The sequence below is a fragment of the Modestobacter sp. SYSU DS0875 genome (assembly GCF_054050915.1).
This window is the reverse complement of record NZ_JBJHAH010000018.1, coordinates 1-24,954: the sequence shown is the minus strand read 5'-3', so window position 1 is coordinate 24,954 and position 24,954 is coordinate 1. Positions and strand designations below refer to the sequence as shown.

24 protein-coding genes and 1 tRNA gene are annotated in these 24,954 nt (G+C 75.3%); 15 read left to right on the top strand and 10 right to left on the bottom strand.

What is annotated here, in order from left to right:
- Window positions 1-19: 19 nt before the first annotated feature.
- On the top strand, window positions 20-1,297 hold the full coding sequence (gene kynU / locus ACI79Y_RS12555; RefSeq protein WP_457158795.1) for a kynureninase: 1,278 nt from the start codon (window positions 20-22) through the stop codon (window positions 1,295-1,297).
- 14 nt (window positions 1,298-1,311) lie between these two features.
- Here the strand turns inward: kynU and ACI79Y_RS12550 are convergent, their stop codons facing one another.
- The 3 genes from ACI79Y_RS12550 to ACI79Y_RS12540 form a co-directional block, all read right to left on the bottom strand.
- On the bottom strand, window positions 1,312-1,992 hold the full coding sequence (locus tag ACI79Y_RS12550; protein WP_457158794.1) for a class F sortase: 681 nt from the start codon (window positions 1,990-1,992) through the stop codon (window positions 1,312-1,314).
- Window positions 1,980-3,107: a hypothetical protein gene (locus ACI79Y_RS12545; protein ID WP_457158793.1), complete on the bottom strand. Its 1,128-nt coding sequence runs from the start codon at window positions 3,105-3,107 to the stop codon at window positions 1,980-1,982. The genes ACI79Y_RS12550 and ACI79Y_RS12545 overlap by 13 nt, the downstream gene beginning before the upstream one ends.
- Before the next feature lie 257 nt (window positions 3,108-3,364).
- Window positions 3,365-3,976 (bottom strand): HNH endonuclease, encoded by a 612-nt coding sequence (locus ACI79Y_RS12540; RefSeq protein WP_457158792.1) that lies wholly within the window; start codon window positions 3,974-3,976, stop codon window positions 3,365-3,367.
- Window positions 3,977-4,107: 131 nt separating this feature from the next.
- Here ACI79Y_RS12540 and ACI79Y_RS12535 point away from each other — a divergent pair, with 131 nt between their 5' ends.
- From ACI79Y_RS12535 to ACI79Y_RS12505, 7 genes are all read left to right on the top strand, one after another.
- Window positions 4,108-6,201: a prolyl oligopeptidase family serine peptidase gene (locus ACI79Y_RS12535; protein WP_457158791.1), complete on the top strand. Its 2,094-nt coding sequence runs from the start codon at window positions 4,108-4,110 to the stop codon at window positions 6,199-6,201.
- 75 nt (window positions 6,202-6,276) lie between these two features.
- The gene (locus ACI79Y_RS12530) at window positions 6,277-7,293 is read left to right on the top strand and encodes a mechanosensitive ion channel family protein (RefSeq protein ID WP_457158790.1); all 1,017 of its coding nucleotides are present in this window, start codon (window positions 6,277-6,279) and stop codon (window positions 7,291-7,293) included.
- Window positions 7,290-8,612, top strand: coding sequence for an MFS transporter (locus ACI79Y_RS12525; protein WP_457158838.1), 1,323 nt, complete (start codon window positions 7,290-7,292; stop codon window positions 8,610-8,612). Before ACI79Y_RS12530 ends, ACI79Y_RS12525 begins: the two co-directional genes overlap by 4 nt.
- Window positions 8,609-9,007: a globin gene (locus ACI79Y_RS12520; protein WP_457158789.1), complete on the top strand. Its 399-nt coding sequence runs from the start codon at window positions 8,609-8,611 to the stop codon at window positions 9,005-9,007. The genes ACI79Y_RS12525 and ACI79Y_RS12520 overlap by 4 nt, the downstream gene beginning before the upstream one ends.
- Before the next feature lie 82 nt (window positions 9,008-9,089).
- On the top strand, window positions 9,090-10,673 hold the full coding sequence (locus ACI79Y_RS12515; RefSeq protein ID WP_457158788.1) for a glycoside hydrolase family 13 protein: 1,584 nt from the start codon (window positions 9,090-9,092) through the stop codon (window positions 10,671-10,673).
- A gap of 108 nt (window positions 10,674-10,781) precedes the next feature.
- Complete coding sequence (locus tag ACI79Y_RS12510) at window positions 10,782-11,381, top strand: biotin transporter BioY (RefSeq protein WP_457158787.1); 600 nt, start codon at window positions 10,782-10,784, stop codon at window positions 11,379-11,381.
- 122 nt (window positions 11,382-11,503) lie between these two features.
- Window positions 11,504-11,992, top strand: a complete 489-nt coding sequence (locus tag ACI79Y_RS12505) for an MOSC domain-containing protein (protein ID WP_457158786.1) — start codon at window positions 11,504-11,506, stop codon at window positions 11,990-11,992.
- Window positions 11,993-12,043: 51 nt separating this feature from the next.
- On the opposite strand, the gene ACI79Y_RS12500 is transcribed toward ACI79Y_RS12505, so the two are convergent.
- A complete protein-coding gene (locus ACI79Y_RS12500) occupies window positions 12,044-12,448 on the bottom strand; it encodes an acyl-CoA thioesterase (RefSeq protein ID WP_457158785.1) in 405 nt (134 codons plus the stop codon).
- Between the two features lie 83 nt (window positions 12,449-12,531).
- On the opposite strand from ACI79Y_RS12500, the gene ACI79Y_RS12495 reads away from it, so the two are divergent.
- A complete protein-coding gene (locus tag ACI79Y_RS12495; RefSeq protein WP_457158784.1) occupies window positions 12,532-12,966 on the top strand; it encodes a protein-tyrosine phosphatase family protein in 435 nt (144 codons plus the stop codon).
- 22 nt (window positions 12,967-12,988) lie between these two features.
- Here the strand turns inward: ACI79Y_RS12495 and ACI79Y_RS12490 are convergent, their stop codons facing one another.
- The 3 genes from ACI79Y_RS12490 to ACI79Y_RS12480 all read right to left on the bottom strand — a co-directional run bounded on the left by ACI79Y_RS12490 (window position 12,989) and on the right by ACI79Y_RS12480 (window position 16,138).
- Window positions 12,989-13,609, bottom strand: a complete 621-nt coding sequence (locus tag ACI79Y_RS12490; protein WP_457158837.1) for a maleylpyruvate isomerase family mycothiol-dependent enzyme — start codon at window positions 13,607-13,609, stop codon at window positions 12,989-12,991.
- Window positions 13,610-13,829: 220 nt separating this feature from the next.
- Entirely contained in the window at window positions 13,830-15,500 is a 1,671-nt protein-coding gene (gene ettA, locus ACI79Y_RS12485; RefSeq protein WP_457158783.1) for an energy-dependent translational throttle protein EttA, read from the bottom strand.
- 113 nt (window positions 15,501-15,613) lie between these two features.
- Window positions 15,614-16,138 carry a single-stranded DNA-binding protein gene (locus tag ACI79Y_RS12480; protein WP_457158782.1) on the bottom strand — a complete coding sequence of 175 codons (525 nt, stop codon included), beginning with the start codon at window positions 16,136-16,138 and terminating at the stop codon, window positions 15,614-15,616.
- Between the two features lie 237 nt (window positions 16,139-16,375).
- On the opposite strand from ACI79Y_RS12480, the gene ACI79Y_RS12475 reads away from it, so the two are divergent.
- Window positions 16,376-16,448: transfer RNA gene (locus ACI79Y_RS12475), tRNA-Arg, on the top strand.
- Between the two features lies 1 nt (window position 16,449).
- Here the strand turns inward: ACI79Y_RS12475 and ACI79Y_RS12470 are convergent.
- A complete protein-coding gene (locus ACI79Y_RS12470; protein ID WP_457158781.1) occupies window positions 16,450-17,370 on the bottom strand; it encodes a ribonuclease Z in 921 nt (306 codons plus the stop codon).
- Window positions 17,371-17,581: 211 nt separating this feature from the next.
- Between ACI79Y_RS12470 and ACI79Y_RS12465 the strand changes: the two genes are divergently transcribed.
- Together ACI79Y_RS12465 and ACI79Y_RS12460 are read left to right on the top strand one after the other, a co-directional pair.
- Window positions 17,582-18,319: an ANTAR domain-containing protein gene (locus ACI79Y_RS12465; RefSeq protein WP_457158780.1), complete on the top strand. Its 738-nt coding sequence runs from the start codon at window positions 17,582-17,584 to the stop codon at window positions 18,317-18,319.
- A 57-nt stretch (window positions 18,320-18,376) separates the two neighbouring features.
- The gene (locus tag ACI79Y_RS12460; RefSeq protein ID WP_457158779.1) at window positions 18,377-19,354 is read left to right on the top strand and encodes an anti-sigma factor RsbA family regulatory protein; all 978 of its coding nucleotides are present in this window, start codon (window positions 18,377-18,379) and stop codon (window positions 19,352-19,354) included.
- 20 nt (window positions 19,355-19,374) lie between these two features.
- On the opposite strand, the gene ACI79Y_RS12455 is transcribed toward ACI79Y_RS12460, so the two are convergent.
- Window positions 19,375-20,415, bottom strand: coding sequence for an LLM class flavin-dependent oxidoreductase (locus tag ACI79Y_RS12455; RefSeq protein WP_457158778.1), 1,041 nt, complete (start codon window positions 20,413-20,415; stop codon window positions 19,375-19,377).
- Between the two features lie 120 nt (window positions 20,416-20,535).
- On the opposite strand from ACI79Y_RS12455, the gene ACI79Y_RS12450 reads away from it, so the two are divergent.
- The 3 genes from ACI79Y_RS12450 (at window position 20,536) to ACI79Y_RS12440 (ending at window position 23,942) form a co-directional block, all read left to right on the top strand.
- Entirely contained in the window at window positions 20,536-20,838 is a 303-nt protein-coding gene (locus ACI79Y_RS12450; protein WP_457079072.1) for a DUF427 domain-containing protein, read from the top strand.
- A 125-nt stretch (window positions 20,839-20,963) separates the two neighbouring features.
- Window positions 20,964-21,404, top strand: coding sequence for an STAS domain-containing protein (locus tag ACI79Y_RS12445; RefSeq protein WP_457158777.1), 441 nt, complete (start codon window positions 20,964-20,966; stop codon window positions 21,402-21,404).
- A gap of 90 nt (window positions 21,405-21,494) precedes the next feature.
- On the top strand, window positions 21,495-23,942 hold the full coding sequence (locus tag ACI79Y_RS12440; protein WP_457158776.1) for an EAL domain-containing protein: 2,448 nt from the start codon (window positions 21,495-21,497) through the stop codon (window positions 23,940-23,942).
- A gap of 38 nt (window positions 23,943-23,980) precedes the next feature.
- Here ACI79Y_RS12440 and ACI79Y_RS12435 read toward each other — a convergent pair whose 3' ends face one another.
- The gene (locus tag ACI79Y_RS12435; RefSeq protein ID WP_457158775.1) at window positions 23,981-24,778 is read right to left on the bottom strand and encodes an SGNH/GDSL hydrolase family protein; all 798 of its coding nucleotides are present in this window, start codon (window positions 24,776-24,778) and stop codon (window positions 23,981-23,983) included.
- Window positions 24,779-24,954: the final 176 nt, after the last annotated feature.

Here is a 24,954-nt window from a genome sequence, read left to right as displayed (position 1 = left end):
CGCGGGGCAGGATCGGGCCGTGGACCTCTCCCGCGCCGCAGCTGCCGCGGCCGACGCCGCCGATCCCCTGGCCGGCTTCCGCGCCCGTTTCACCGGCACCGACGACGGCGCCGGCAACGAGGGCCCCGACCGGCTGCTGTACCTGGACGGCAACTCGCTGGGCCGGTTGCCGCGGGAGACCCCGGCCGCCGTCGCCCGCGTGGTCGAGCAGCAGTGGGGTGCCGGCCTGGTCGGCTCGTGGGCCGACTGGATCGGGCAGGCCCGCCGGATCGGCGACCTGCTGGCCACCGGGGTGCTGGGTGCCCGGCCGGGTGAGGTGCTGATCTCGGACACCACCAGCGTCGACCTCTACAAGCTGCTGGTCGCCGCCGCCGACGCCCGCCCCGAGCGCGACGTGCTGGTCTGCTGCGCCGACGACTTCCCCACCGACCGGTACGTCGTCGCCGGGGTCGCCGGGCAGCGCGGGAAGACCGTCCGGGAGGTCGGGGCGCACGTCGACGAGGGGCTGGACCTGGACGTGCTGGCCGCGGCGCTCGACGAGCGGGTGGCGGTGGTGGTGCTCTCCCAGGTGGCGTACCGCTCCGGTGCCCTGGTCGACATCGCGGAGGTCACCCGGCTGGCGCGGGACGCGGGCGCGCTGGTGCTGTGGGACCTCAGCCACGGGGCCGGTGCGGTGCCGGCGGAGCTGACCGCGGCCGGCGCCGACCTCGCCGTCGGCTGTACCTACAAGCACCTCAACGGCGGCCCGGGCGCCCCGGCGTTCCTCTACGTGCGGCGCGAGCTGCAGGAGCAGCTGCGCCAGCCGATCTGGGGGTGGTTCGGGGCGCGGGACCAGTTCACCATGGGCCCTGCCTACGACCCGGCCGAGGGCATCGACCGCTTCGCCGTCGGCACGCCGCCGGTGATCGCGATGGCCGCGGTGGAGGTCGGCGTCCGGATCACCGCGGAAGCCGGGGTGGACCGCATCGCGGCGAAGGGCCGGGCGCTGACCGACCTGGTCGTCGCGCTGGCCGACGCCTGGCTCGCGGACCACGGCGTCGCCGTGGCCAGCCCGCGGGACGCCGCCCGCCGGGGCGCGCACGTGAGCCTCGCCCACCCGGCCGCCTGGCAGCTCACCCAGGGGCTGATCGACCGCGGCGTCGTCCCGGACTTCCGGACGCCGGACCGGCTGCGCCTGGGGCCCGCGCCGCTCTACACCCGGTTCGTCGACGTCTGGGACGCGATGGACCGGCTGCGCACCGTGCTGGCCGCAGAGAGCTGGACCGGCTACCCGACCGAGCGGGCCCGGGTGACCTGACCGGACCCGCCCGGTCAGGACTCGGCGAAGACCACGAGGTTCTCGGTCGAGGACCGGCCGCCGCCGCGCTGGAAGCAGGTGATGAGCACCAGCCGCCCGGGCGAGGCCTCCCACACCTCGGTCGCCTCCGGCAGTTCCCCCTTGGCGTACCGCTGGGTGCGCTGCACGGTGTAGCTGACCTGGCCCGTCGGGGTGCTGACCTCCACGACGTCGCCGGGGCCGAGGGTGCTGCCCCCGCCTCCGGAGGCCATCAGCGGGTCGAACCCGTACTCCCCGGTGCCGGTCGAGTGGGCGGCCAGGTAGAGGGTGTTGTCCGCCTGCTCGGCCGAGCCGACCGGGTCGCCGTAGGGCTCGATCCAGTAGGCGGCGGTGAGCGTCGGCGGGTTGATCACCCCACGGCGGGGAGTCAGCGGCAGCACCGGCAGGTCCAGGTCCAGCCCGTCGATCACCAGGTGCACGTCCGAGGAGGGCGTGGGCAGCGCCACGCCCTCCGGAGGGAGCGTCGGCTGGGCCTCCTCGGCCGGGGGCGCCGCCGTGGGCGTGGCCGCGGCCACCGGGTCCGAGGACCCGGTGGCCGCGACGGCGTGCCCACCGCCGGTCAGACCGACGCTGAGCAGCGCGCTCCCCGCGGTCGCGACGGCAGCGACCGCCACGACCGCGGAGGCGCGCCCGCCGGGCCGGATCAGGCGCCGCACGTCCCGCCCTCGACCGCGGGGCGGCGACGGTTGCGGGCGACGGCGACGCCGCCGGCACCCGCGAGGAGCAGCAGCCCGGCGCCCGCAGCGACCGCCACGGTGCCGGTGGAGCCGGTCTCGACGGCCTCGACACCGGTGTTGGACTGCAGCCCGGCGTTGACGACGGTCGGCGCAGCCGGCTCGGTCGGCGCGACCGGCGCGGCGACGGCGTCCGGAGCGACGACCTCCAGCTGGACGGCGAGGACCGAGGCGCCGGTGGTGCCGACCGGCGACACGACCACGAGGCCGTAGGCGCCGGCGGCGGTCTCGGCCGGGACGACGAACGTCGCGGTCGACCCGCTGATGGTCGTGGCGAGCGCCACGGCGGTGCCCGTCGGCAGGCCGGCGGCGTCCAGCGGCTGGAGGCCGACCTCGGTGCCGGTCAGGTCGGTGAGCCCGAGGTCGCGCAGCAGCGAGGGGGTGGGCAGCTCGAGGGTGACCGTCGAACCCGAGGTGACCGGGGTCGGGAACGGGCAGGCGGTGGCCGAGGTGATGGCACAGGGAACCTGCGACCCGGCCAGCAGCAGCGGCGCGAGGTCGACCTGGGCAAGCGCGGTCGTGTCCAGGGCAAGCAGGTAGACGAGGTCGTCGACGACGAAACCCCCGCTCAGCCCGGTGGTGAGGCCGGTGACCAGCAGCTCGGCCCCGGGGCCGTTGGTGCCGTCGTCGGCCGGCAGGGTGATCGTCAGGGTCTGGGTCGCCTGGGTGACGGACAGCGGGTAGGTGCCCGCGGGGTCCGTGGTGTAGGTCTTCTCGGGCGTGCCGTCGCCGTCGTTGTCGAAGATCAGCTCGACGACGGCGGTGGCGGGGTCCAGCTCCGCGGGCAGCGTGATGGTGAGGTCGTCGCCGTACTGGGCCGGCACCGGTGTCCGCGTGGCGGTGTCGTCCATCGGGTCCATGACGCCCGCGAAGTTCTCGACCGGGAAGCCACCGATCGCGACCTCCGGCGGGGCGAGCGGGATGCGGACGTCGGTCGCGGCGCTCGCGGCGGGCGCGATCCCGACGACGAGGGACGCGGACGCGGCCCCGAGGAGACCCAGGCGCCGGAGCGACCTGCGGGACGTGGGCGTGGTCATGAGGACACCTTCCGGCGACGGCAGCGCCCGGGCGGCGCTGTCTGCAGCGGGAACCTACGGGCGCCCGCCGCGCGGGCCGCACACGCGACACACAGCATGGGGCGCGTGGGACGAAAGGGGACCAGGGTGGCGTGAATCCACCGCCCGTTCATCAGCTCCTGACAACCCGACGCCGGACGCCCTCCCCCGCGCCGTCATCCCTCGCCGTGCCGAGAGCCCCATCGCGCCACAATCCGCCAGGACTGGACGGCCGACCCTCACGCGCTGACGGACTCCGCCATGCCCAGCCAGGTGCGCCAGCGCGGGTCGACCGTGCGGTGTCCGAGCAGCCGCCAGGCCGCGCCGTTGGGCGCCCCCGGCGGGTAGGGCAGCGTCCACCCCAGCTCGGCCAGCGACCGGTCGGCCTTGGTGTGGTTGCACCGGCGGCACGCGGCCACCACGTTGTCCCAGGTGTGGGTGCCGCCCCGGCTGCGCGGCACCACGTGGTCGATGCTGGTGGCCGACCCGCCGCAGTAGACGCAGATCGAGCCGTCGCGGGTGAACACCGCGCGGCGCGACAGCGGCACCTGCACCGGGTAGGGCACCCGCACGTAGCGGGTCAGCCGGACGACGACCGGGACGGCGACGGCCAGCCGTTCGGCGTGGACGAGGTCCTCGGTGACGTCCACCGGCTCTGCCTTGGCCGTCAGCACGAGCACGATCGCGCGGCGGCTGGAGACCACGCACAACGGCTCGTAGGTGGCGTTCAGGAGCAGCGTGGCGGCGGTCGTGACCTGCGCCGGGACGGGCGCGCGCGGACCGGGGAGGGGGTCGGCGGCCGGGCCCTTGGGTGCGGGCGCGGACGACGACCCGAGTGCGGTGATCGACACGGGACACCTCCGAGGGCCCCGGGCTCCCGACGGCTTCGAGAGGCCCTGGGTCGCCTCATAGTGCCCTGTCGACGTGTGGTAACGGGCAGCGACCCCTCGGGCGCCGCCGTCCGGGCGGTTACCGTCGCCGCGTGCGCTACCCCGATGCCCCCCGCCTGGACCTGGTCGAGGACCTGCACGGTCACCGGGTCGCCGACCCCTACCGGTGGCTGGAGGACCCCGCCGACGACCGCACCGCCACCTGGGCCGCGGCCCAGGACGAGCTCGCCGCACAGCTGCTCGGCAGCCTCCCTGAGCGCCCGGCCTTCGCCGATCGGCTGGCCCAGCTGGTGCACGCCGGCGCGGTGGGCATCCCGGTGTGGCGCCGCGGCCGGGCGTTCTCCACCCGGCGCGACCCCGGCCAGGAGCACGCGGTCCTGCGGGTCACCGAGCCCGACGGCAGTGTGCGGGTGCTGGTCGACCCGACGGCGCTGGACCCGGCCGGCACGACCACGCTGGACGCCTGGTCGCCGTCCTGGGAGGGCGACCGGCTCGCCTACCAGGTCTCCGTCGGTGGCGACGAGGAGTCGCAGCTGTTCGTCCTGGACGTCGGCACGGGCGAGCTGCTCGAGGGCCCGATCGACCGCTGCCGCTACTCCCCCGTCGGCTGGCTGCCCGGCGGTGCGGAGCTCTACTACGTCCGCCGACTGGCCCCCGAGCTGGTGCCCGCGGGCGAGGAGCAGTTCCACCGCCGGGTGTGGCGCCACCGCGTGGGCACCGACCCGGACACCGACGTCCTGGTGCACGGCGAGGGCAGCGATCCCTCGACCTACTTCGGCGCGCGCACCAGCGCCGACGGCCGCTGGCTGGTCGTCTCCGCCTCGGTGGGCACCGCACCCCGGGACGACGTGTGGCTGGCCGACCTCGCCGGGGACGGCCGGCTGCGCCCGTTGCAGGTGGGGGTCGACGCGCAGTTGACCGCCTGGGTGGCCCGCGACGGCCGGCTGTGGCTGCACTCCGACCGGGACGCTCCCCGCGGCCGGCTCGCCGTCGCCGACCCGGCCGACCCGGCCGGCTGGGCGCCGGAGGCCTGGACCGAGGTGATCGGGCAGGCCGACGACGGCGTGCTCTCCGACGTCGCGCTCGTCGACGGTCCGGACGGCGACCTGCGGGTGCTCGCGGTGCACGCCGTGGACGCCACCGACCGGCTCTCGCTGTGGGCCGGGGACGGGTCGGGCCGGCTGGCCGAGGTGACCGACCTGCGCCCGGGCAGCGTCTCCGGCGTGAGCGCTCCCCCCGAGGGCGGGACGACGGCGTGGGTCGGCTTCACCGACTTCGCCACCCCGCCCTCGGTGCTGCGCTGGGACGCCGCCGACCCGACCGCGCTGACGACGCACGAGCAGGCGCCGGTCACCGGCCCGGTGCCCGACGTGCGCGTCGTGGAGACCCACGCGACGTCGGCCGACGGCACCCCCGTGCACCTGTTCGTGCTCTCGGGGACGGGGACGCCGGACTCCCCGCGACCGACGGTCCTCTACGGCTACGGCGGCTTCAACGTCTCGCTCACCCCCGCCTACAGCGCGCAGGCGCTGTCCTGGGTCGCGGCCGGCGGCGTGTGGGTGGTGGCGAACCTGCGCGGCGGCTCCGAGCACGGCGAGGAGTGGCACCGCGCGGGGATGCGCGAGCGCAAGCAGAACGTTTTCGACGACTTCGCCGCCGCCGCGCAGCACCTGATCGCCACCGGGTGGACGACGCCGGCGCAGCTGGCCGTGATGGGCGGCTCCAACGGCGGGCTGCTGGTCGGCGCGATGACGACCCAGCACCCGGACCTGGTCGCCGCCGTCGTGTGCAGCGCGCCGCTCCTGGACATGGTGCGGTACGAGCTGTTCGGGCTCGGCCGCACCTGGAACGACGAGTACGGCACCGCCGCGGACCCCGAGGAGCTGGGCTGGCTGCTGGGCTACTCGCCCTACCACCGGGTGGTCGAGGGCACCGCCTACCCCGCGGTGCTCTTCACGACCTTCGAGTCCGACACCCGGGTCGACCCGCTGCACGCGCGCAAGCTCGCCGCCGCACTGCAGCACGCCACCACCGCCGAGGCGCCGGTCGTGCTGCGGCGGGAGCTGTCGGTGGGGCACGGCGCCCGTGCGGTGAGCCGCACCGTGGGCCTGGCCGCGGACCAGCTGGCGTTCCTGGCCGCGCACACCGGGCTGACCCGGGCTCAGCAGCCGCACACCGGCGGCTGACCAGCGGAGACGACACACGGAACGACGTCGTCCGGGTGATCGACGGGCCACAACCAACCTGCGAGACTGTCCGCAATGAACGGCACACTCACGGTCACGGCGGCCGACGCAGGGGCACCGACTCCCGCCTGCGCGGAGGACGCGGGATCGCTCTGCGCGCGCCTGTGGGAGTGGACCGGGCTGGACTGGCTGGCCGCCAACGCCGACACGATCGTCGGCCGGCCGGCCCGGATCCTGCTGATCGTGCTGGTGGCCGCCGTGGTCCGACTGCTGCTCAACCGGGCGATCCACCGGCTGACCGACCGCACCGCCAGCGGCGCCGTCCCGACGGTCCTGCGGCCGTGGCGCAACCGCGCGCGGCAGGCCGACCCCGACGGCGTGGAGCTGATCGCCGCCCGGCGGACCCAGCGGGCCGAGGCGATCGGGTCGGTGCTGCGCAGCTGCGCGTCCTTCGCGGTGCTCGGCATCGCCGTCGTCCTGGTGCTCGGTGAGGTGGGGGTCAACCTGGCGCCGATCCTGGCCAGCGCCGGGGTGATCGGCGTCGCGCTCGGCTTCGGCGCCCAGAACCTGGTGAAGGACTTCATCGCCGGGATCGGGATCATCCTCGAGGACCAGTACGGCGTCGGGGACGTCGTCGACCTGGGCGAGGCCAGCGGCACGGTCGAGGCCGTCGGCCTGCGGATCACCCGGCTGCGCGACATCAACGGCGTGGTCTGGTACGTCCGCAACGGCGAGGTGCTCCGGGTGGGCAACCGCAGTCAGGGCTTCGCCCAGGTGGTCATCGACATGCCGGTCGCGCACGACACCGACCTCGAACGCTGCCGCGCCGTCATGCAGGAGGTCGCCGACGCGATGGCCGCCGACGAGGAGTGGGCCGAGGTCTTCCTCGGCGAGCCGGAGTCCCTCGGCGTCGAGCAGATCACCACCGAGGGCGTCGTCCTGCGGGTGCAGGTGCGCACCACCAACGCCGTCCAGTGGCAGGTCGCCCGCGAGCTGCGGCAGCGGCTCAAGGAGCGCTTCGCGGCCGAGGGCATCCGCACCCCGCTCCCCCTGCTGGGGATGAGCGCCGGCCCGGGCGCAGGCACCCGCTGAGCCGCCGGCGTCCCGACCGGGACACCCCCGCCGATCGGCCGGCCACCTTCGGGCAGGTCTTCGCGGTCGCCGAGTTCCGGCCGCTGTTCGGCTCCTTCACGCTGTCCACGATCGGCGACGAACTCGCCCGGGTCGCGCTGACCGTGCTGGTCTACCAGCGCACCGACTCCGCGCTGCTGTCGGCGATCACCTTCGCCATCAGCTACCTGCCCTGGGTGCTGGTCGGGCCGGTGCTGGCCTCGCTCGCCGACCGGTTCCCGCGGCACCGGGTGCTCATCGCCAGCGACGTCGCCCGCGCCGTGCTCGTCGCCGCGATGGCCGTCCCGGGGACGCCCTTGCCGGTGCTGCTGGCCCTGCTGCTGGTCGTGGCGTTGTGCGCCCCGCCGTTCGAGGCGGCCCGCTCGGCACTGATGGCCGATGTCCTGGAGGGCGACCGCTACGCGGTGGGCACCTCGCTGACCGGCGTCGCGTCGCAGGCCAGCCAGCTGATCGGCTTCCTGCTCGGCGGTGCGCTGATCACCGCGCTGTCCCCCTCGGCGGCCCTGCTGATCAACGCCGGCACCTTCGCCGTCTCCGCGCTCTGGCTGACCCGCGGCCTGCGGCGCCGGCCCGCGCCGGCGGCCGAGGAGGAGGTCGGGTCGATCTGGCGGGACACCGCCGGCGGCCTGCGGTTCATCGCCCGCTCCCCGCGGCTGCTGGCGATCGTCACGGTGCTGTGGGTGGGGGCGCTGTTCATCAACGCCCCGGAGGGGATCGCCACCCCGTGGGCGCTGCAACTGCAGGGCACCGCCGCCGCCGCGGGCCTGCTGCTGGCCGCCAACCCGGCCGGCACCGCGCTCGGTGGGCTGCTGGTGGGCCGCTTCTGCCCGCCGCACGTGCGGGACCGGCTCCTGGTGCCGCTGCTGGTGCTCTCGCTGACCGGGGTGCTGCTGGCCGGCCTCACCCCGCTGTGGCTGGGCACGGGGTCGGCCGCGTACGTCGTCGTCCTGGTGCTGCTGTTCGTCGCCGGGGTCGGCGGGGCCAGCAGCATCCCGCTGAACGTGGCGTTCGTGCAGGCGGTGCCGAGCGCCTACCGCGGGCGGGCGTTCGGCGTCGCGGTGGCCGGCCTGTCCGGCGTGCAGGGGCTCGGCGTGGTGCTGGCCGGCCTGGGCGCCGAGGTGCTCGCGCCGGGCACCGTGGTCGCCCTGACCGGGGGGATCGGGCTGGTCGCCCTCGCCGGGCCCCTGGTGGGCCTGCACCGCACCCGGCCCGGACGTGGCGGGGGTGACACCGGCCGCGCGCCCCGCGACGACCCTGCTGAGGGACGATCGACGGCATGAGCGAGACCAGCCGGTCACTGCCCTCGGCACGCACCTTCTACGACGAGGTCGGCGGCGAGCCCACCTTCCGGGCGCTCGTCGCCCGGTTCTACGCCGGGGTGCGCGAGGACCCGGTGCTGCGGCCGATGTACCCCGCCGACGACTGGGAGGGCGCGGAGACCCGGTTGCGGATGTTCCTCCAGCAGTACTGGGGCGGGCCGACCACCTACTCGGAGAACCGCGGGCACCCGCGGCTGCGCATGCGGCACGCGCCCTTCGCCGTCGACGAGGCCGCCCGGGACGCGTGGCTGCGGCACATGCGCGACGCCGTCGACTCCCTGGAGCTCACCGACGAGCAGGACGCGACGTTGTGGGGTTACCTGGTCATGGCGGCACACAGCATGCAGAACCGGTAAGGACCCCCTCCTCCTCACGCCTCGCAGGCTCGGCGCGAGCCTCTGGAGGGGGCCGCACCTGCCACGACCACCGAGGAGCCTGGTGACCAGCGTCCCGACAACACCCAGCACTGACGCCGACTGGTGGCGGGAGGCGGTCTTCTACCAGGTCTACGTGCGCAGCTTCGCCGACGAGACCGGCGACGGCGTGGGCGACCTGGCCGGCATCCGGTCCCGGCTGCCCCACCTCGCCGAGCTCGGCGTCGACGCCCTGTGGATCACGCCGTTCTACCCCTCGCCGATGCACGACCACGGCTACGACGTCGCCGACCCGCGCGACGTGGAGCCGGTGTTCGGCGACCTCGCCGACTTCGACGCCCTGCTGGCCGACGCCCATGCCCGCGGCATCCGGGTGACCATCGACCTGGTGCCCAACCACAGCTCGCACGACCACGAGTGGTTCGCCGAGGCGCTGGCCGCCCCGCCCGGCTCCCCCGCCCGGGACCGGTACTTCTTCCGCGACGGCCGGGGGCCCGGCGGTGCCGAGCCGCCGAACAACTGGCCCTCGGTGTTCGGCGGGCCGGCCTGGACCCGGGTCCCCGACGGTCAGTGGTACCTGCACCTGTTCGCCCCGGAGCAGCCCGACCTGGACTACGGCAACCCCGAGGTGGTCGCCGACCTGGAGGAGACGCTGCGCTTCTGGCTGGACCGCGGGGTGGACGGCTTCCGGATCGACGTGGCGCACGGGATGGCCAAGCCGGCCGGGCTGCCGGACATGGTGCCGGCCGAGGACACCGGCCTGTTCGCCGACGACGGCCCGGGCGACCTGCGGTTCGACCAGGAACACGTGCACCAGCTGCACCAGCGGGTGCGTGCCGTGCTCGACCGGTACCCCGACCGGATGGCCGTCGGCGAGGTCTGGGTCTTCGACGACGAGCGGCTGGCCCGGTACCTGCGCCCCGACGAGCTGCACCTGGCGTTCAACTTCCGGCTGCTCATCGCCGAGTGGGACGTCGCGGAGCTGCGCAGCGCGGTCGTGCACTCGCTGGCGACGGTGGCCGACACCCCCGCGCCGGCCTGCTGGGTGCTCTCCAACCACGACCGGCCGCGGCACGTCACCCGCTACGGCGGCGGCGAGGTCGGCACCCGCCGGGCGCGGGCGGCGGCGCTGCTGCAGCTGGCGCTGCCCGGCGTCGCCTACGTCTACAACGGCGACGAGCTCGGCATGCCCGACGTCGACCTGCCCGACGAGGTGCTGCAGGACCCGATCTGGGAGCGCTCCGGGCGCACCGAGCGGGGCCGCGACGGCTGCCGGGTGCCGGTGCCCTGGTCGGGCGACCGGCCCTCCTACGGGTTCTCCTCGACGCCGGACACCTGGCTGCCGATGCCGGAGGGCTGGGGACCCCTGACCGTGCAGGCCCAGGAGCAGGATCCCGACTCGATGCTGTCGCTGTACCGGGCCGCGCTGCGGCTGCGGCGGGGGTCCCCCGCGTTCACCGGCGACGGGCTGGAGTGGCTGCCCGCCCCCGACGGCTGCCTGGCGTTCCGCCGGCCCGGTGGACTCGTCTGCCTGCTCAACCTCTCCGGGGGGCCGGTGCCGCTCCCGGAGGGGCAGGTGCTGCTGGCCAGCGAGCCGGTGACGGACGGCGTCGTCCCGAACGACGGGGCGGTCTGGCTGCAGGCGTGACCAGGGACCGACCGCGGGCCGACCGGGCGGCGACGCCGGCCCGGCGGTAGGGCAGACTCACTCCCCGATCGGGGGCGATCGCGCCCCCCCTGCGCTCCAGGAGGTCCCGTGGCCACCGCCTCGATGCCCGCGCTGCCGTCCCGCCGGCTCGTCCTCGCCGACCTCGTGCCGGCCAGCCGCGCGCGGGACGCCGTCCTCGTCGCCCTGGGGGTGCTGCTGACCGCAGCGCTCGCGCAGGTGTCGGTGCCGGTCCCCGGGTCCCCGGTGCCGATCACCGGCCAGACGCTGGCCGTCGTGCTCACCGCAGGTGCGCTCGGCCCGGTCCGGGGCGTCTCGGTGCAGGCGCTGTACATGCTGTGCGCGCTGGTCGGGCTGCCCTTCTACTCCGAGGCCAGCGGCGGCTTCGACGTCGTCTTCGGCGCGACCGGCGGCTACGTCGTCGGCTTCCTCCCGGCCGCCTTCCTGATCGGCCTGGCCGCCCGTCGCGGCGCGGACCGGAAGATCTGGCAGGCGCTGCCGCTGTTCGCCGCCGGGCAGCTCGTGGTGTTCGCCGTCGGCGTGCCGTGGCTGGCGGTCAGCGCGGGCATGACCGCCTCCCAGGCGCTGGAGGCCGGCTTCTACCCGTTCATCCTCGGTGGCGTGGTCAAGGCCGGCGTCGCCGCCCTGGTGTTCCGCGGCGCCTGGCTGGCCGCGGGCCGCAACCGCTGACCGAGCCGCTCCCCGACCGCCCCGGGTCGGCGCCTCCCGCAGGCGCCGGCCCGGGGCGGTCTGCGTCCGGGCCGACCGGCCGGCTGCTGGAGGTCTGGACGGCGCCGACGGCGGCCGCGCCGATGGTCCGCCACGCCTCGGTGACGGCGCTGCCCGGGCTCGGGCTGGCCGGCGACCGCTACGCCCGGGGCGGGGGCACCTGGGCGCGGTACCCGGAGCAGGAGAAGCAGGCGACGCTGATCGACGCCGACGACGTCGCTGCGGTGGCCGCCGAGCTGGGCAGTGACCTGCCCCCCGGCTGGACCCGACGCAACCTGGTGACCCGGGGCGTTCCCCTGCCCGCGCTGGTGGGCCGGTTCTTCCTGGTCGGGGACGTGCTGCTGTTCGGCACCAAGCGGTGCCCGCCGTGCGCACACCTGCAGCGGCTCACCGGTCTGCGCCTGGTGGAGCCGCTGGCATCGCGGGGCGGGATCAACGCGGCGGTGTTCAGCGCCGGCGAGCTGGCCGAGGGCGCCGTCGTCCGGGTGCTGGACGACGCGGAGGCCGGCCGCCGCGGAGCGCCCGTCGGCCCCGACCGCCCGGTCCCCCGCATCGTGGTCCTGCCCGGCTGAGCCACCCCGCACCGCCCGCTCCCCCGCGATGAGGCGCGGAGGCTGCTGAGGTCAGTCGTCGTGGTGGGCGGCGAGGAAGGCCTTCTCCTCGGGGGTGAGCCGGCGTGGTCGGTTGAGCGCGAAGTCGAACGGCACCAGCACCGTGCTGCCGGTGACGGCGAGCTCGCCGTGGTCGAACAGCTCGTAGTGGCAGGTGAACGAGGCCGCGCGCACCCCGGAGACCCAGACCTGCACCTGCAGCGGCTCGGCGTCGTAGACCACCGGCCGCTTGTAGGCGATCTCGTGGCTGGCGACGACGATCCCCCGGCGCAGCCCGGTCTCCTCGTCGTGCGTCGGCTGGTCGAAGAAGAGGTCGACCCGGGCCATCTCGAAGTAGCCGAGGAAGGCCACGTTGTTGATGTGCTGGTAGGCGTCCATGTCCGACCAGCGCATCGGGACGGCGACGGTGTGCCTCACGCCGGTCACCCTGCCTCATGGCCTGCCGACGCCGGGCACGGCCCCAGTTACGTGGGACGCCTCCCCCCGCCTACGGTGCCGTCATGGGACCGTGGGCCGACACCGATCCCGGTGTGCTGGTGCTGCCTTCGGGGCGCCGGATCCGCGGGCGTGGGCTGCGGCAGGCGCTCCCCGACGGCCCGTCGCCGCAGTTCGGCGTCTACCTGCTCGGCCGCCCGCCGTGCCCGGTGCCGTGGGAGACCCGCTGGGTGCGCTGGCCGGACTTCCGGCTGCCCGCCGAGCCGGCCGACCTGCGGGACGCGCTGCGTGAGGTGTGGGAGCGGGCCGTGACCGAGCGGGTGGAGGTCGGCTGCGCCGGCGGCACGGGGCGCACCGGCACGGCGCTGGCCTGCCTGGCCGTGCTCGACGGGCTCCCCCCGGCGCGGGCGGTGGCCTACGTGCGCACCCACTACCGCCGGCAGGCCGTGGAGACCCGCGGTCAGGCCCGGTTCGTCGCCCGCTTCGGCACCAGCGGCTGAGCGCCCCGTCCGAGGACCCGGGTCAGCGCCGGCGGGCGACCCGCCGGGTGATCAGGCCGTGGCCGGGGCCGGACAGCTCCCCGACGGCTGCGCGGCGTCCGGCCACGGTCATCAGGACCGCCTCCGCTGGGCCGCGGACCTCGGGGCCGCGTCCGAATGCCCAGTCGGTGTCGGTGGCCACCAGCCGCACCCCGCGGACGCGCAGCGCCCCGAGCAGCGTGGGAGCGAGCAGGGCCGTGCGCAGCGCGGGCACCAGCCGCTCGGGTGGGACGGTCCGGGGCAGGCCGAGCGGCCGCCGGATGTCCTGGTGGTGGATCAGCCCGTCGGTGAGGGCGATGGCCCCGTGCACGCCCGCGGTCAGCCCGGTCGGGGTGAGGTGGCGGCGCAGCAGCTCGATCAGCTCGGCGGGGGGTCGGGAGGAGTACTCGCGCAGGCCCAGGGCGTTCACCCGGTCGAAGGCGAGGCGGCCCCGGGCGAACCGGGCGGCCAGCCGACGGGCGGAGAGCTCCTCGTAGCTGAGCACGTGGGCCACGACGTCGTGCACGGACCATCCGTCGCAGAGCGAGGGGGCCTGCCACTGCTCGGGCGTGAGGGTGAGCAGCAGGCCGAGCAGGTCCTGTCGTTCGGCGCGGGCCAGTGGCATCAGGTCCACGAGCGCTCCGAGGGGGTCACGGTCGCCCGGCGCGCGACGCGGTGCTGCGGACCCTAGGGGAGGCCCGTCCGATCCGGTCGCGTCCGTGCCGTGGAACCACGACGGCCGGCCGGAGCGAGGAGCTCCGGCCGGCCACGCAACGTGCTGGAACGGCCCCCTTCCAGGGGCCCGCCCTGAGCCTGCGAAGGGTGGGGAGGAAGGGGGTCCTTCGTCAGTCGCGGGTGAGCTTGCGGTAGGTGGCCCGGTGCGGACGTGCCGCGTCGGGGCCCAGCCGCTCGACCTTGTTCTTCTCGTAGTCGGCGAAGTTGCCCTCGAACCAGAACCACTTCGAGTCGCCCTCGTAGGCCAGGATGTGCGTCGCCACGCGGTCGAGGAACCACCGGTCGTGGCTGACCACCACGGCGCAGCCGGGGAACTCCAGCAGCGCGCCCTCCAGGCTGGTGAGCGTCTCGGTGTCCAGGTCGTTGGTCGGCTCGTCGAGCAGCAGCAGGTTGCCGCCCTGCTTGAGGGTCAGCGCCAGGTTCAGCCGGTTGCGCTCACCGCCGGAGAGCACCCCGGCCTTCTTCTGCTGGTCCGGGCCCTTGAACCCGAACGCGGAGACGTAGGCCCGGGACGGCATCTCGACGTTGCCCACCTGGATGTGGTCCAGGCCGTCGGAGACGACCTCCCACAGCGACTTGTTCGGGTCGATGCCGCTGCGGGTCTGCTCGACGTAGCTGAGCTTGACCGTCTCGCCGACCTTGATGTCGCCGTCGTCGGGCTTCTCCTCGCCGACCAGCATCTTGAACAGCGTGGTCTTGCCGACGCCGTTGGGGCCGACCACCCCGACGATGCCGTTGCGCGGCAGGGTGAACGACAGGCCGTCGATGAGCACCCGGTCGCCGAAGCCCTTGACCAGCTTGTCGGTCTCGACGACGACGCTGCCCAGCCGCGGGCCCGGCGGGATCTGGATCTCCTCGAAGTCCAGCTTGCGGAACTTGTCCGCCTCCGCGGCCATCTCCTCGTAGCGGGCCAGGCGGGCCTTGCTCTTGGCCTGCCTGGCCTTGGCGCCCGAGCGCACCCACTCCAGCTCGTCCTTGAGGCGCTTGGCGCGCTTGGCGTCCTTGGCCCCCTCGACCTTCAGGCGGGTGGCCTTGGTCTCCAGGTAGGTGGAGTAGTTGCCCTCGTAGGGGTAGGCCCGGCCGCGGTCGAGCTCGAGGATCCACTGGGCCACGTTGTCCAGGAAGTACCGGTCGTGGGTGACGGCGACGACGGTGCCGGCGTACTTCTCCAGGTGCTGCTCCAGCCACGCGACGCTCTCGGCGTCCAGGTGGTTGGTGGGCTCGTCGAGCAGCAGGAGGTCGGGCGCCTCCAGCAGCAGCTTGCACAGCGCCACGCGGCGGCGCTCACCACCGGAGAGGACCTTCACGTCGGCGTCGCCGGGCGGGCAGCGCAGCGCGTCCATGGCCTGCTCGATGCGGTTGTCGAGCTCCCAGCCGTCGGCGTTCTCGATGACCTCCATGAGCTCGCCCTGCTCGGCCATCAGCGCGTCGAAGTCGGCGTCGGGCTCGCCCATCGCCGCACTGACCTCCTCGAAGCGGGTCAGCGCCTGGCGGAGGTCCTTCACCGCCTCCTCGACGTTGCCGCGCACGTCGAGCTCCTCGTTGAGCGGGGGCTCCTGCTGGAGGATGCCGACGGTCGCACCCGGGGCCAGGGTGGTGTCCCCGTTGGAGGCGGTCTCCATGCCGGCCATGATCTTCAGGACCGTGGACTTGCCGGCGCCGTTGGGGCCGACCACCCCGATCTTCGCGCCGGGCAGGAACGCCAGCGTGACGTCGTCGAGGATGACCTTGTCGCCGTGCGCCTTGCGCGCACGGACCATGGAGTAGATGTACTGGGCCACTGGGCTGTCGAGCCTTCCGTCAGGTCGCGATCGGGAGCAGGGCGGGCACCGGGGTCTCCGTCGCCCGCCCCACCACCTGCGTTCTCAGCGCCGATCCTCCCAGTTCGGGAGGCTCACGTCAGCGACGGGACCAGCGGCCGGCCGTCGCCGAGCTCGTCGGCGGTCTCATCCTCCAACGTCACCGCCCCTCCGTCGTAGTCCTCCGGCGCGTAATCGGTGGGCCGGTCGGCGTACGGATCAGCCGGCGGGTCCTCGACCGTCCCGGCCGGCACGGCCGGGCGGGGCGTCCGCCGGTACTCGGCCACGCCGCGGGAGAGGTCGGGACCGACCGCCTCGGCGCGCAGCTGACTGCGGCTGCGGGGGCCCTGCTCGGACTCCCAGCGGTGGGTGTACAGCTCGCCGACCACGATCACCGGGTCGCCCTTGCTGAGGGTGTGCGAGACGTTGCCGCCCAGGTCGCCCCAGCACTCGACGTCGAGGAAGAGGGTGCGGTGGTCGGCCCACGTCTGGCTCTCCCGGTCGAACCGGCGGGAGGTGGACGCCAGCCGGAAGTTGGTGACGCTGGCGCCACTGGGCAGCCGGCTGCGCTGGGGGGCGTTGACGACGTTGCCGATGACGGTGAGCTCGGTTTCCTTCACGGTGCTCCTCGGACGAGGCGGGGCGCCGGAGCGGCGCGGCCGGCGGTCCGCCGGCGTGCACCCACCGTCGCGGGGACGCCGCACGCAGGACAGGCCCCTGGCCCGGATGTGGACGCGCACCCCCGCTGTGGACGGCCACCGGCGGGCGGAGCCGCCGTGGGCTACCCGCCAGGCCACGTTGCATCGCGGCAACGTTCCCACCTCACCCCGCACCCGCGATGTCATGATCGGACCCGAGCGCCCGTAGCTCAGCGGATAGAGCAGGTGCCTTCTAAGCACTTGGTCGCAGGTTCGATCCCTGCCGGGCGCGCTCAGCCCGCCCGGCGCGGCGGCACCGGGACGACGTCCAGGTCGGCGGCGACCACCACGTCCCCGCCGAACACCTCCCGGGCCTCGGCGGCGAACCGCGCCGGGTCCCGGTAGCGCTGGGAGAAGTGGCTGAGCACCAGCGTGCGCGCCCCGCACTCGGCGGCCACCGCGCCCGCCTGCCGGGCGGTCAGGTGCCCGTACTGCTCGGCCAGCGCGGCGTCCTCGTGCAGGAAGGTCGACTCGATCACCAGCAGGTCCGCCCCGTCGGCCAGCGCGTACACGCCGTCGCAGAGCCGGGTGTCCATCAGGAACGCGAAGCGCTGACCCGGCCGCGGCTCGCTCACCTCGGCCAGGCGCACCGGGCGCCCGCCGACGTCCAGCACGCCGGCCCGCTGGAGCCGGCCGACGTCGGGACCGGCGATGCCGGCCCGGGCGAGGAGGTCCGGGAGCATCCGCCGTCCGTCCGGCTCGACCAGCCGGTACCCGTAGGACTCGACCGGGTGCTCGAGCCGCCGGGCCTCGAGCACGCCGAACGGCCCGGTCGCCACCACGCCGTCCCGGTCGACGGGTGCCGCCACGAGCTCGGCGACCTCGGAGAAGACCGAGGCATGCCGCAACCGGTCGAAGAACAGCTGCCCCGACGCCGGGTAGTGGGCGTGCACGGGGTGCGCGACCCGGTCCAGCGACAGCCGCTGCACGACGCCGGGCAGGCCCAGGCAGTGGTCGCCGTGGAAGTGGCTCAGGCAGATCCGGTGCACGGCGCTGCTGGCGACGCCGGCGAGCAGCAGCTGACGCTGCGTGCCCTCCCCCGGGTCGAAGAGGAACCCGGTGCCGTCCCAGCGCAGCAGGTAGCCGTTGTGGTTGCGGGTGCGCGTGGGCGCCTGACTGGCCGTGCCGAGGACGACGAGCTCGCGGGCCGGCACCCCTGGGACGGTATCCGGACGGCGCACCGGGCCGACCACCGTCGGGCGGCCCGGTCGCACGTCGGTAGAGTGGCGGGACCTACTGGCGGTCAGCGGGCCCGCGCCCGCCGTCGTCACGAGGAGCGCCGTCGCGGGTTGATCCCACAGCCCCTGCGCCGGCCAGGACCTCTCGGAGACCGTCGTGCCCGGCGCACAGCCGCCCGTGTCCCCTGTGGGCGACACCCCGCTCACGTCCCTGGCGCACCAGGTCATCGACGCCCTCGGCCGCGGCACCTGGGGCCCCGACTCCCTCGACGTGCTCGTGCGCGCCGCCGCCGCGCAGCTCGCGGGGTGCGCCGACGCCAGCCTGACCTCCGTCACCCCTGGTCGTGACCCGCGCACGCTGGCCGCGACCAGCGACCGCGCCGCGCAGGCCGACGACTGGCAGTACGAGCTGGCGCAAGGGCCGTGCCTGGACGCCGCGGCCGGCAGCCCGATGGTCCGCGCCTCGCTGGTCGAGGGCGGGACACCGTGGCCGGAGTGGGCACCCCGCGCCGTGGCCGAGGCCGGCTACGCCGCCGTGCTGAGCGTCCGGCTGGGCAGCCAGGCCCGGCCGCTGGGCTCGCTCAACCTCTACGGCACCGACGCCGCCGCGCTGACCGCGCTGCCGGCGGAGGACGCCGAGTCGTTCGCCGCGCTGACCTCCGTCGTGCTGGCCTCGGCGCGGCGGGCCGGCAACCTGGAGGAGGCGGTGCAGCGCCGCACGGTCATCGGCCAGGCCCAGGGCATCCTGATGGAGCGCCACAAGATGACCGCCGACGACGCGTTCGCCCTGCTCCGGGGGCTGTCCCAGCAGTCCAACACCAAGCTGTTCGACCTGGCCCAGGAGCTCGCCGAGACCGGCCAGCTCCCCCAGGGGCCCGGCGGGACCCCGGCGGGGCCGGCTGCGGGTCCCCCGGCCCTGTCGTAGCCTTCCCGCAGCGGAGTCGGTTCAGCAGAGAGCCGGCGACGAACAAGGGACTGATGCGTGACCGTGCCCGCGGCTGACCTCGCGGCCCGCCCGTCGGGCGGCCTGGTCCACGACGTCGCGTTCGCGGCCTCCCCGACCGGGCTGGCCCGGCTCGCCGTCCCGTTCGCACGTGCGGGGCTCGCTGCCGGCGACCCGGTCGTCGTGGTCACCAGCGACGCGGTCGCCGAGGCGGTGCGGGCCGCACTCGGGGACGTGCCCGGTCTGGTCCTCGCCGATCAGGAGGCCGTCTTCGGCCGGCGCACCCCGGCGACGCTGACCGCCTTCCGGAAGCTGGTGGCCGAGACGACACCGGCGCCGGGCCGGCACCTGCGGGTGATCGCGGAGCTCCCCGGCGGGCTCGGCGCGCGGGACCGGCTGGAGTGGCAGCGGTACGAGGCGGTGGTGGAGCACGCCCTGGCCGGCTGGCCGGTGTGGTTCCTCTGCCTGCAGGACACCGGGCAGCTGCCCGGGCAGCTGGTGCGCTGGGCGCACTGCACGCACCGGCACGTCCTCGACGACGGGGGCCGCCGACCCAACCCCGCCTTCACCGAGCCCGAGCAGCTGCTGCCGCAGCTGCCGGTCCCCGCCGAGCCGCTGCAACAGGCCCCGCCGCTGCTGGCCGCCGACGGGGTGACCCGCCCGGGCGCCGTCCGCCACGGCCTGGTCCCGCTGCTGAACGCGCTGGACCGCTCCCCCGACGCCACCGACGACCTGCTGCTCGCCATCGACGAGCTGGTCACCAACGCGCTGGTGCACGGCCGTCCGCCGGTCGACGTCCGCGTCTGGGCCGACGGGGGCACGGTCGTGTGCGCCGTCGTCGACCGCGGCGCCGGCCCCACCGACCCGTTCGCCGGCTACGGGCCGGCACACGGGGACGACCTCTCCCGCGGCGGCATGGGGCTGTGGCTGGCCCGCCAGCTCTGCGACCACGTCGACATCTGGACCGACGAGCGGGGCGTCACCGTCCGGGTCACCACGGAGCTGCCGGCCCGCTGACCCGGGCCGGCGACCCCGGGTCAGCGCTCCGCGGGTGGGACCCAGCCGATCGCCGGGACGACGTGCCGGGTGATCGTCTCCAGGAGCCGGGCGTTGTACTCGACGCCGAGCATGTTCGGGACGGTCAGCAGCAGCGTGTCGGCGTCCCGGACGGCGGCGTCCTTCGCCAGCTGCTCGGCCAGCTGGTCCGGCTCGCCGGCGTAGCTCTTCCCGAACCGGGCGCGCACCCCCTCCAGGACGCCGACCTGGTCGGTGCTGGTGCGGTCGCCGCCGAAGTACTGCCGGTCCTCGTCGGTGGTGATGGGCATGACCGAGCGGCTCACCGACACCCGCGGCTCGTGCGCCCAGCCGGCGTCGGCCCAGGCAGCACGGAACAGCGCGATCTGCTCGGCCTGCAGCTCGTCGAAGGGCACCCCGGTGTCCTCGCTGAGCAGGGTGGAGCTCATCAGGTTCATCCCCTGCTGCGCGGTCCAGACCGCCGTCTGCCGGGTGCCCGATCCCCACCAGATCCGCTGCCGCAGCCCCGGGGACTGCGGCTGGACCGCCAGCCGCGCGTTCCCCCCGACCATCCGGGGATCGGCGTCGACCACCGCCGCGCCGTCGATCGCGGCCAGGAAGAGCGCCGTCTTCTCCCGGGCGAGCTCCGCGTCGCTGCTGCCCTCGCCCGGGACGTAGCCGAAGGCCTCCGAGCCGCGCAGCGCCGTCTCCGGTGACCCCCGGCTCACCCCCAGCTGCAGCCGGCCGGACGAGAGCAGGTCGGCGGCGGCGGCCTCCTCGGCCATGTACAGCGGGTTCTCGTAGCGCATGTCGATGACCCCGGTGCCGATCTCGATCCGCCGGGTCCGCGCCGCGATCGCCGACAGCAGCGGGAACGGCGACGCCAGCTGCCGGGCGAAGTGGTGCACCCGCACGTACGCGCCGTCGACGCCGAGCTCTTCGGCGGCCTCGGCCAGCTCGACGGTCTGCAGCAGGGCATCGGCCCCGGTGCGCACCTGCGAGCCGGGGATGGGCTGCCAGTGCCCGAAGTTCAGAAAGCCGATCCGCTTCTCCACCACGTCCACCTCTCGTCGGTCTCCTGGCGCTCAGCGCCGGGACGGCGGCGGCTGTTCCCGTCGGGACGATCCGGGCCCCCGATGGGGTTGAGCAGGTCGGAGAAGCAGTCCGGACCCGAGGAGACAGCCATGCGCGCCACCATCGACGGAACCGTGCTCGCCGAGGCCCCCGAGGAGGAGCTGGTCCGCATCGAGGGCAACTGGTACTTCCCGCCGGCGGCGGTCGTGCCCGGCACCCTCACCGAGAGCGCGACGGCCTACACCTGCCCGTGGAAGGGCGCCGCGCAGTATTGGGACGTGGTCACCCCCGCCGGGGTGCGCGAGGACGGCGCCTGGAGCTACCCCGACATCAAGCCCTCAGCGGTCGAGCGGGTGGGCCGGGACTTCGCCGGCTACGTCGCCTTCTCCCCCGGGGTGACCGTCGGCCCCTGAACGGGGGCTGTCGTGGGGCGCCGGGCGCTGTTACGGTCGATCCCGGGTCGAAGCTCCGGCCCTGATGACGCGCCTGACCGGCGCGCGACCGCCGGAGCGGACGTTCCGGGGGGTGACCGAGGGGAATGCCCACGTACACCGATCCACTTCCCGACGACCCGACGCTGGTCGTCAGCCTCGACTGGGCCACCGGGTGCGTCCACCTCCGGGGCGATCTGGACCGAGGGTCGGCGCACCACCTGAGGGACGCCTTCGCCGCCCTGCTGGCCACCGACCGCCTCGGGTGGACGATCGACGCCTCCGAGGTGACGTTCTGCGACGCCGGCGGCCTGCGCGCCCTGACCGCGGCCTCCCGGGCGGCCGCGGCGGCCGGCCGGGAGCTGCGGCTGGGAGCCGCCGCCCGCTGCGTGACGCGGCTGCTCGCCCTGACCGGTCAGACCGGCCTGTTCACCGACGCCCGACCCACGCCGCCGGCTCCCGCCAGCCGGGCCAGAGTGCGTCCGCGGAGCCGGACGAGCGGCGGTGGCAGCACCACCACCCCCGCCCGGCACACCGTCCTCCGCTGACCCGGATCGTCACCAAGCGTGACGGCACGAACACAGCCACGCGGTCGAGGATCCCCGGATCGGGCCGTTCGATGAGCGAGGCTGTCCCCCGTGACCTCCTCCGCACCCGAGTCGTCGAGCGCCTCCGGGCCCGGCACGGGGCAGCGGCTGCGCGCGGCCGACGTCCTGCTGGCCGACCGGGGACAGCTGTTCCGGGCCCTGTTCCTCGCCGCCCCCATCGGCAAGGCGGTGGTCGACCCGAGGGGGCGGATGCTGCTGGTCAACCCCGCACTGTGCGAGCTCACCGGCCGCACGTCGGGTGAGCTGATCGGCCGGCACCTCGACCTGCTGGCCCACCCGGACGACGTCCCGCTGGAGGACCGCGCCACCGAGCACGTGCCGGGCACCCCGCTGCTCGACCCCCAGCTGGCCGTCGTCGGCGAGCGCCGGCTCCGGCGTGCCGACGGCGAGAGCGTCTGGGTGCACCAGACCCAGGAGCTGGTGCACCACGCCACCGGTGAGCTCCAGTTCGTGCTGCTGTCGATGGTCGACGTCACCGACCGCCGCCGGGCCGAGGAGGACCTGGTCCGCCGCGCCTTCACCGACCCGCTGACCGGGCTGCCCAACCGGCGGGCGCTCACCGACCGGCTGGGCCGGGCGCTGGCGTTCTCCCGCCGCCGCGGCACCTCCGTCGGCCTGCTGCACCTGGACCTGGACCGGTTCACCGCGGTCAACGACTCCCTCGGTCACGAGGGCGGTGACCAGCTGCTCTGCCAGGTCGCCGACCGGCTGCGCTGGAGCACCCGGGTCGAGGACACCGCCGTCCGCTTCGGCGCCGACGAGTTCCTCGTGCTGGCCGAGGAGGTGGAGGACGTCGACGGGCTGCGGACCCTCGCCGACCGGCTGCTCTCGGTGCTCGACGAGCCCTTCCACGTGGGCGACCGGGAGATCACCCTGTCGGCCAGCGTGGGGGTCACCCTCGGCAACGACCTGGCCCCCGAGGCCCTGCTCCGCCAGGCGCACAGCGCGCTCGCCCGGGCCAAGGCCAACGGCGGACGCGGCCTGGTCGAGGTGCACGACGAGGCCCTCGGGGAGGGCTACGTCGACCAGCTGCAGCTGGAGACCGACCTGCGGCACGCGCTGGAGGCCGGCGAGCTGCGGCTGTTCTACCAACCGATCGTGGCCCTGTCCGACGAGCACCTGCTCGGCTACGAGGCGCTCATCCGCTGGCAGCACCCCACCCGGGGGCTGCTCCCGCCGGGGGCCTTCCTGGCCGCAGCCGAGGACAACCGGCTCACCTCACGCCTGGGTGCCTGGGTGCTGCACCAGGCCTGTTGGGACGCCGCCGGCTGGGACCCGGGCCTGCGGGTGCACGTCAACATCTCCGCCCGGCACCTGGCCGAGCCCGGCTTCAGCGAGCTGGTCGCCGACGCGCTGGCCACCTCCGGGCTGGCCGCCGAGCGGCTGGAGCTGGAGATCACCGAGTCCACGGCGCTGTTCGCCGCCGACGCCACGCTGCACGCGGTCGACCAGGTCACCGAGAGCGGCGTGACCCTGGCCCTGGACGACTTCGGCACCGGCTACTCGGCGATCACCGCGCTGCACCGGCTGCCGATCCACACCGTGAAGATCGACCGTTCCTTCGTCGCCGACGTGGTCACCCAGCCAGCCACCGCCGCGCTGGTGCAGGGACTGCTGCAGTTGGGCCAGGGCATGGGCCTGCAGGTCATCGCGGAGGGCATCGAGGACGGCGAGCAGGCCCGCTGGCTGCGCGAGCACGGCTGCGCGATGGCGCAGGGCTACGCCTTCGGGCGGCCGGCGCCACTGCCGGCCCGTGAGCTCGACGACCTGGCCGTGCCGCCGGACCTGGTCGACCTGGACGACCCGTCGGTGGTCCCGCACGACGGCGAGGACGACGGCGGCGACGACGGGTACGGCCCGCTGGACCCCGCGACCGGTGACGGCGAGGCCGCCGTCGCCGACGACGACGGGGGCGGTGCCGACGTGGGCGACGGGCTCGAGGACGGTGCCGACGCCGAGCTGCCCGCGCCGGACGCCGACGCCTACCCCGCCGTCCCGCAGCTGGACTCCTTCGCGGTGTTCGCCACCGACCCGCGCGACTTCGCCGAACCGGAGGACCTGCCCGAGCCCCCCGAGCCACCGGCGGTCCGGGCCCTGCACGCCACCGAGGAGCCGACGTCCGGGTCGATCGCACAGCCCATCCCGCTGTTCGGCCGCTGGGACACCGAGCCGGCGGAGCCGACAGCCGACGCGGAGCCGGCCGACGCGGAGCCGACAGCCGACGCGGAGCCGACGGACGCGGAGCCGACGGACGCGGAACAGCCGTTCGACCCGCACTCCTTCGCCCCGTCCAGCGCGCTGGCGGAGCTGAGCGCGCTGCTGGCCGCCAGCGGCCGGCCGGATGCGCTGCGGCTGCCCGAGCCCCGCGACTCCACCGAGTACCGGCAGTTCGCCGAGCGCGGTCCGCGGTCCGAGCCGTTCCCCCGTCCGGCCACTGGTCCGCTCCCGCGGACGCGGCCCGAGCCCGGCGACCGCTGACCGTCCCGTGCGGTGCCGCCCGGCACCGCACGGGCGGCCTACCCGAGCGGCGCGGCGACCGGGCGCTTGGCGACGCGGCCGTCGCCGGAGGACCGGCCGGTGAGCCGACGGCCGATCCAGGGCAGCACGAACCCGCGCACCCAGGCCAGCTCCTGCGCGGCGACCTCGCGGACGGACTTCGGCGGCGCCGGCTCCAGCGGGGTCCGCCATCCCTCGTCGGCCACCGGCACCCCGAGGGCCGCGGCGGCGGCCAGCGCGGTGCGGCGGTGCCCCTCGGCGGTCAGGTGGATCCGGTCGCCGGGGTCCCACATCCGCGCGTCCTGCAGCCAGGCCGCGCCCCACTGGTCGAGCACGACGGCGCCGTGCCGGGCGGCGATCGACCACAGGTGGGAGTTGAAGACGGCCACCCGGCCGCGGGTGCGCCGGATGATCGGGGTCTGCCGGGGGTCGACGCCGGTGGCCAGCAGCACGTCGGCGCCGGCCTCCCGGAACGCGACCACGGCGGTCTCCAGGTCGGCGGCCAGCCGGTCGGGGTCGACGCCGGGGCGCAGCAGGTCGTTGCCGCCGGCGACCAGGCTCACCAGGTCGGGTGCGGCCGCGAGCGCCACCGGCACCTGCTCGTCGAGCACCTGCGCGAGCAACCGGCCGCGGATAGCGAGGTTCGCGTACTCGATCTCCCCGCTCGGGGACGCGACGGCCAGGTGGCCGGCGAGCCGGTCGGCCCAGCCGCGGAAGGCGTCGGGCGCGGTGGGGTCCGGGTCGCTGAGCCCCTCGGTGAAGGAGTCCCCCAGCGCGATGTAGCGCTGCCACGTCCGTCGATCACTGCCCGGTTGCACGCGACCACTGCACCACACCTGGCGGGCCCGTCCGCCCGGCCCCCGGCGACCCCTTCCCCGGGGGGGGGGGGGGGGGGGGGGGGGGGGGGGGGGGGGGGGGGGGGGGGGGGGGGGGGGGGGGGGGGGGGGGGGGGGGGGGGGGGGGGGGGGGGGGGGGGGGGGGGGGGGGGGGGGGG

Bases quoted from the DNA above. Each gene is read 5' to 3' on its own strand.
- ACI79Y_RS12545 (WP_457158793.1), bottom strand. From the start codon at position 3,107: ATGACCACGCCCACGTCCCGCAGGTCGCTCCGGCGCCTGGGTCTCCTC.
- ACI79Y_RS12530 (WP_457158790.1), top strand. From the start codon at position 6,277: ATGAACGGCACACTCACGGTCACGGCGGCCGACGCAGGGGCACCGACT.
- ACI79Y_RS12520 (WP_457158789.1), top strand. From the start codon at position 8,609: ATGAGCGAGACCAGCCGGTCACTGCCCTCGGCACGCACCTTCTACGAC.
- ACI79Y_RS12505 (WP_457158786.1), top strand. From the start codon at position 11,504: ATGGTCCGCCACGCCTCGGTGACGGCGCTGCCCGGGCTCGGGCTGGCC.
- ACI79Y_RS12495 (WP_457158784.1), top strand. From the start codon at position 12,532: ATGGGACCGTGGGCCGACACCGATCCCGGTGTGCTGGTGCTGCCTTCG.
- ACI79Y_RS12490 (WP_457158837.1), bottom strand. From the start codon at position 13,609: ATGCCACTGGCCCGCGCCGAACGACAGGACCTGCTCGGCCTGCTGCTC.
- ACI79Y_RS12450 (WP_457079072.1), top strand. From the start codon at position 20,536: ATGCGCGCCACCATCGACGGAACCGTGCTCGCCGAGGCCCCCGAGGAG.
- ACI79Y_RS12445 (WP_457158777.1), top strand. From the start codon at position 20,964: ATGCCCACGTACACCGATCCACTTCCCGACGACCCGACGCTGGTCGTC.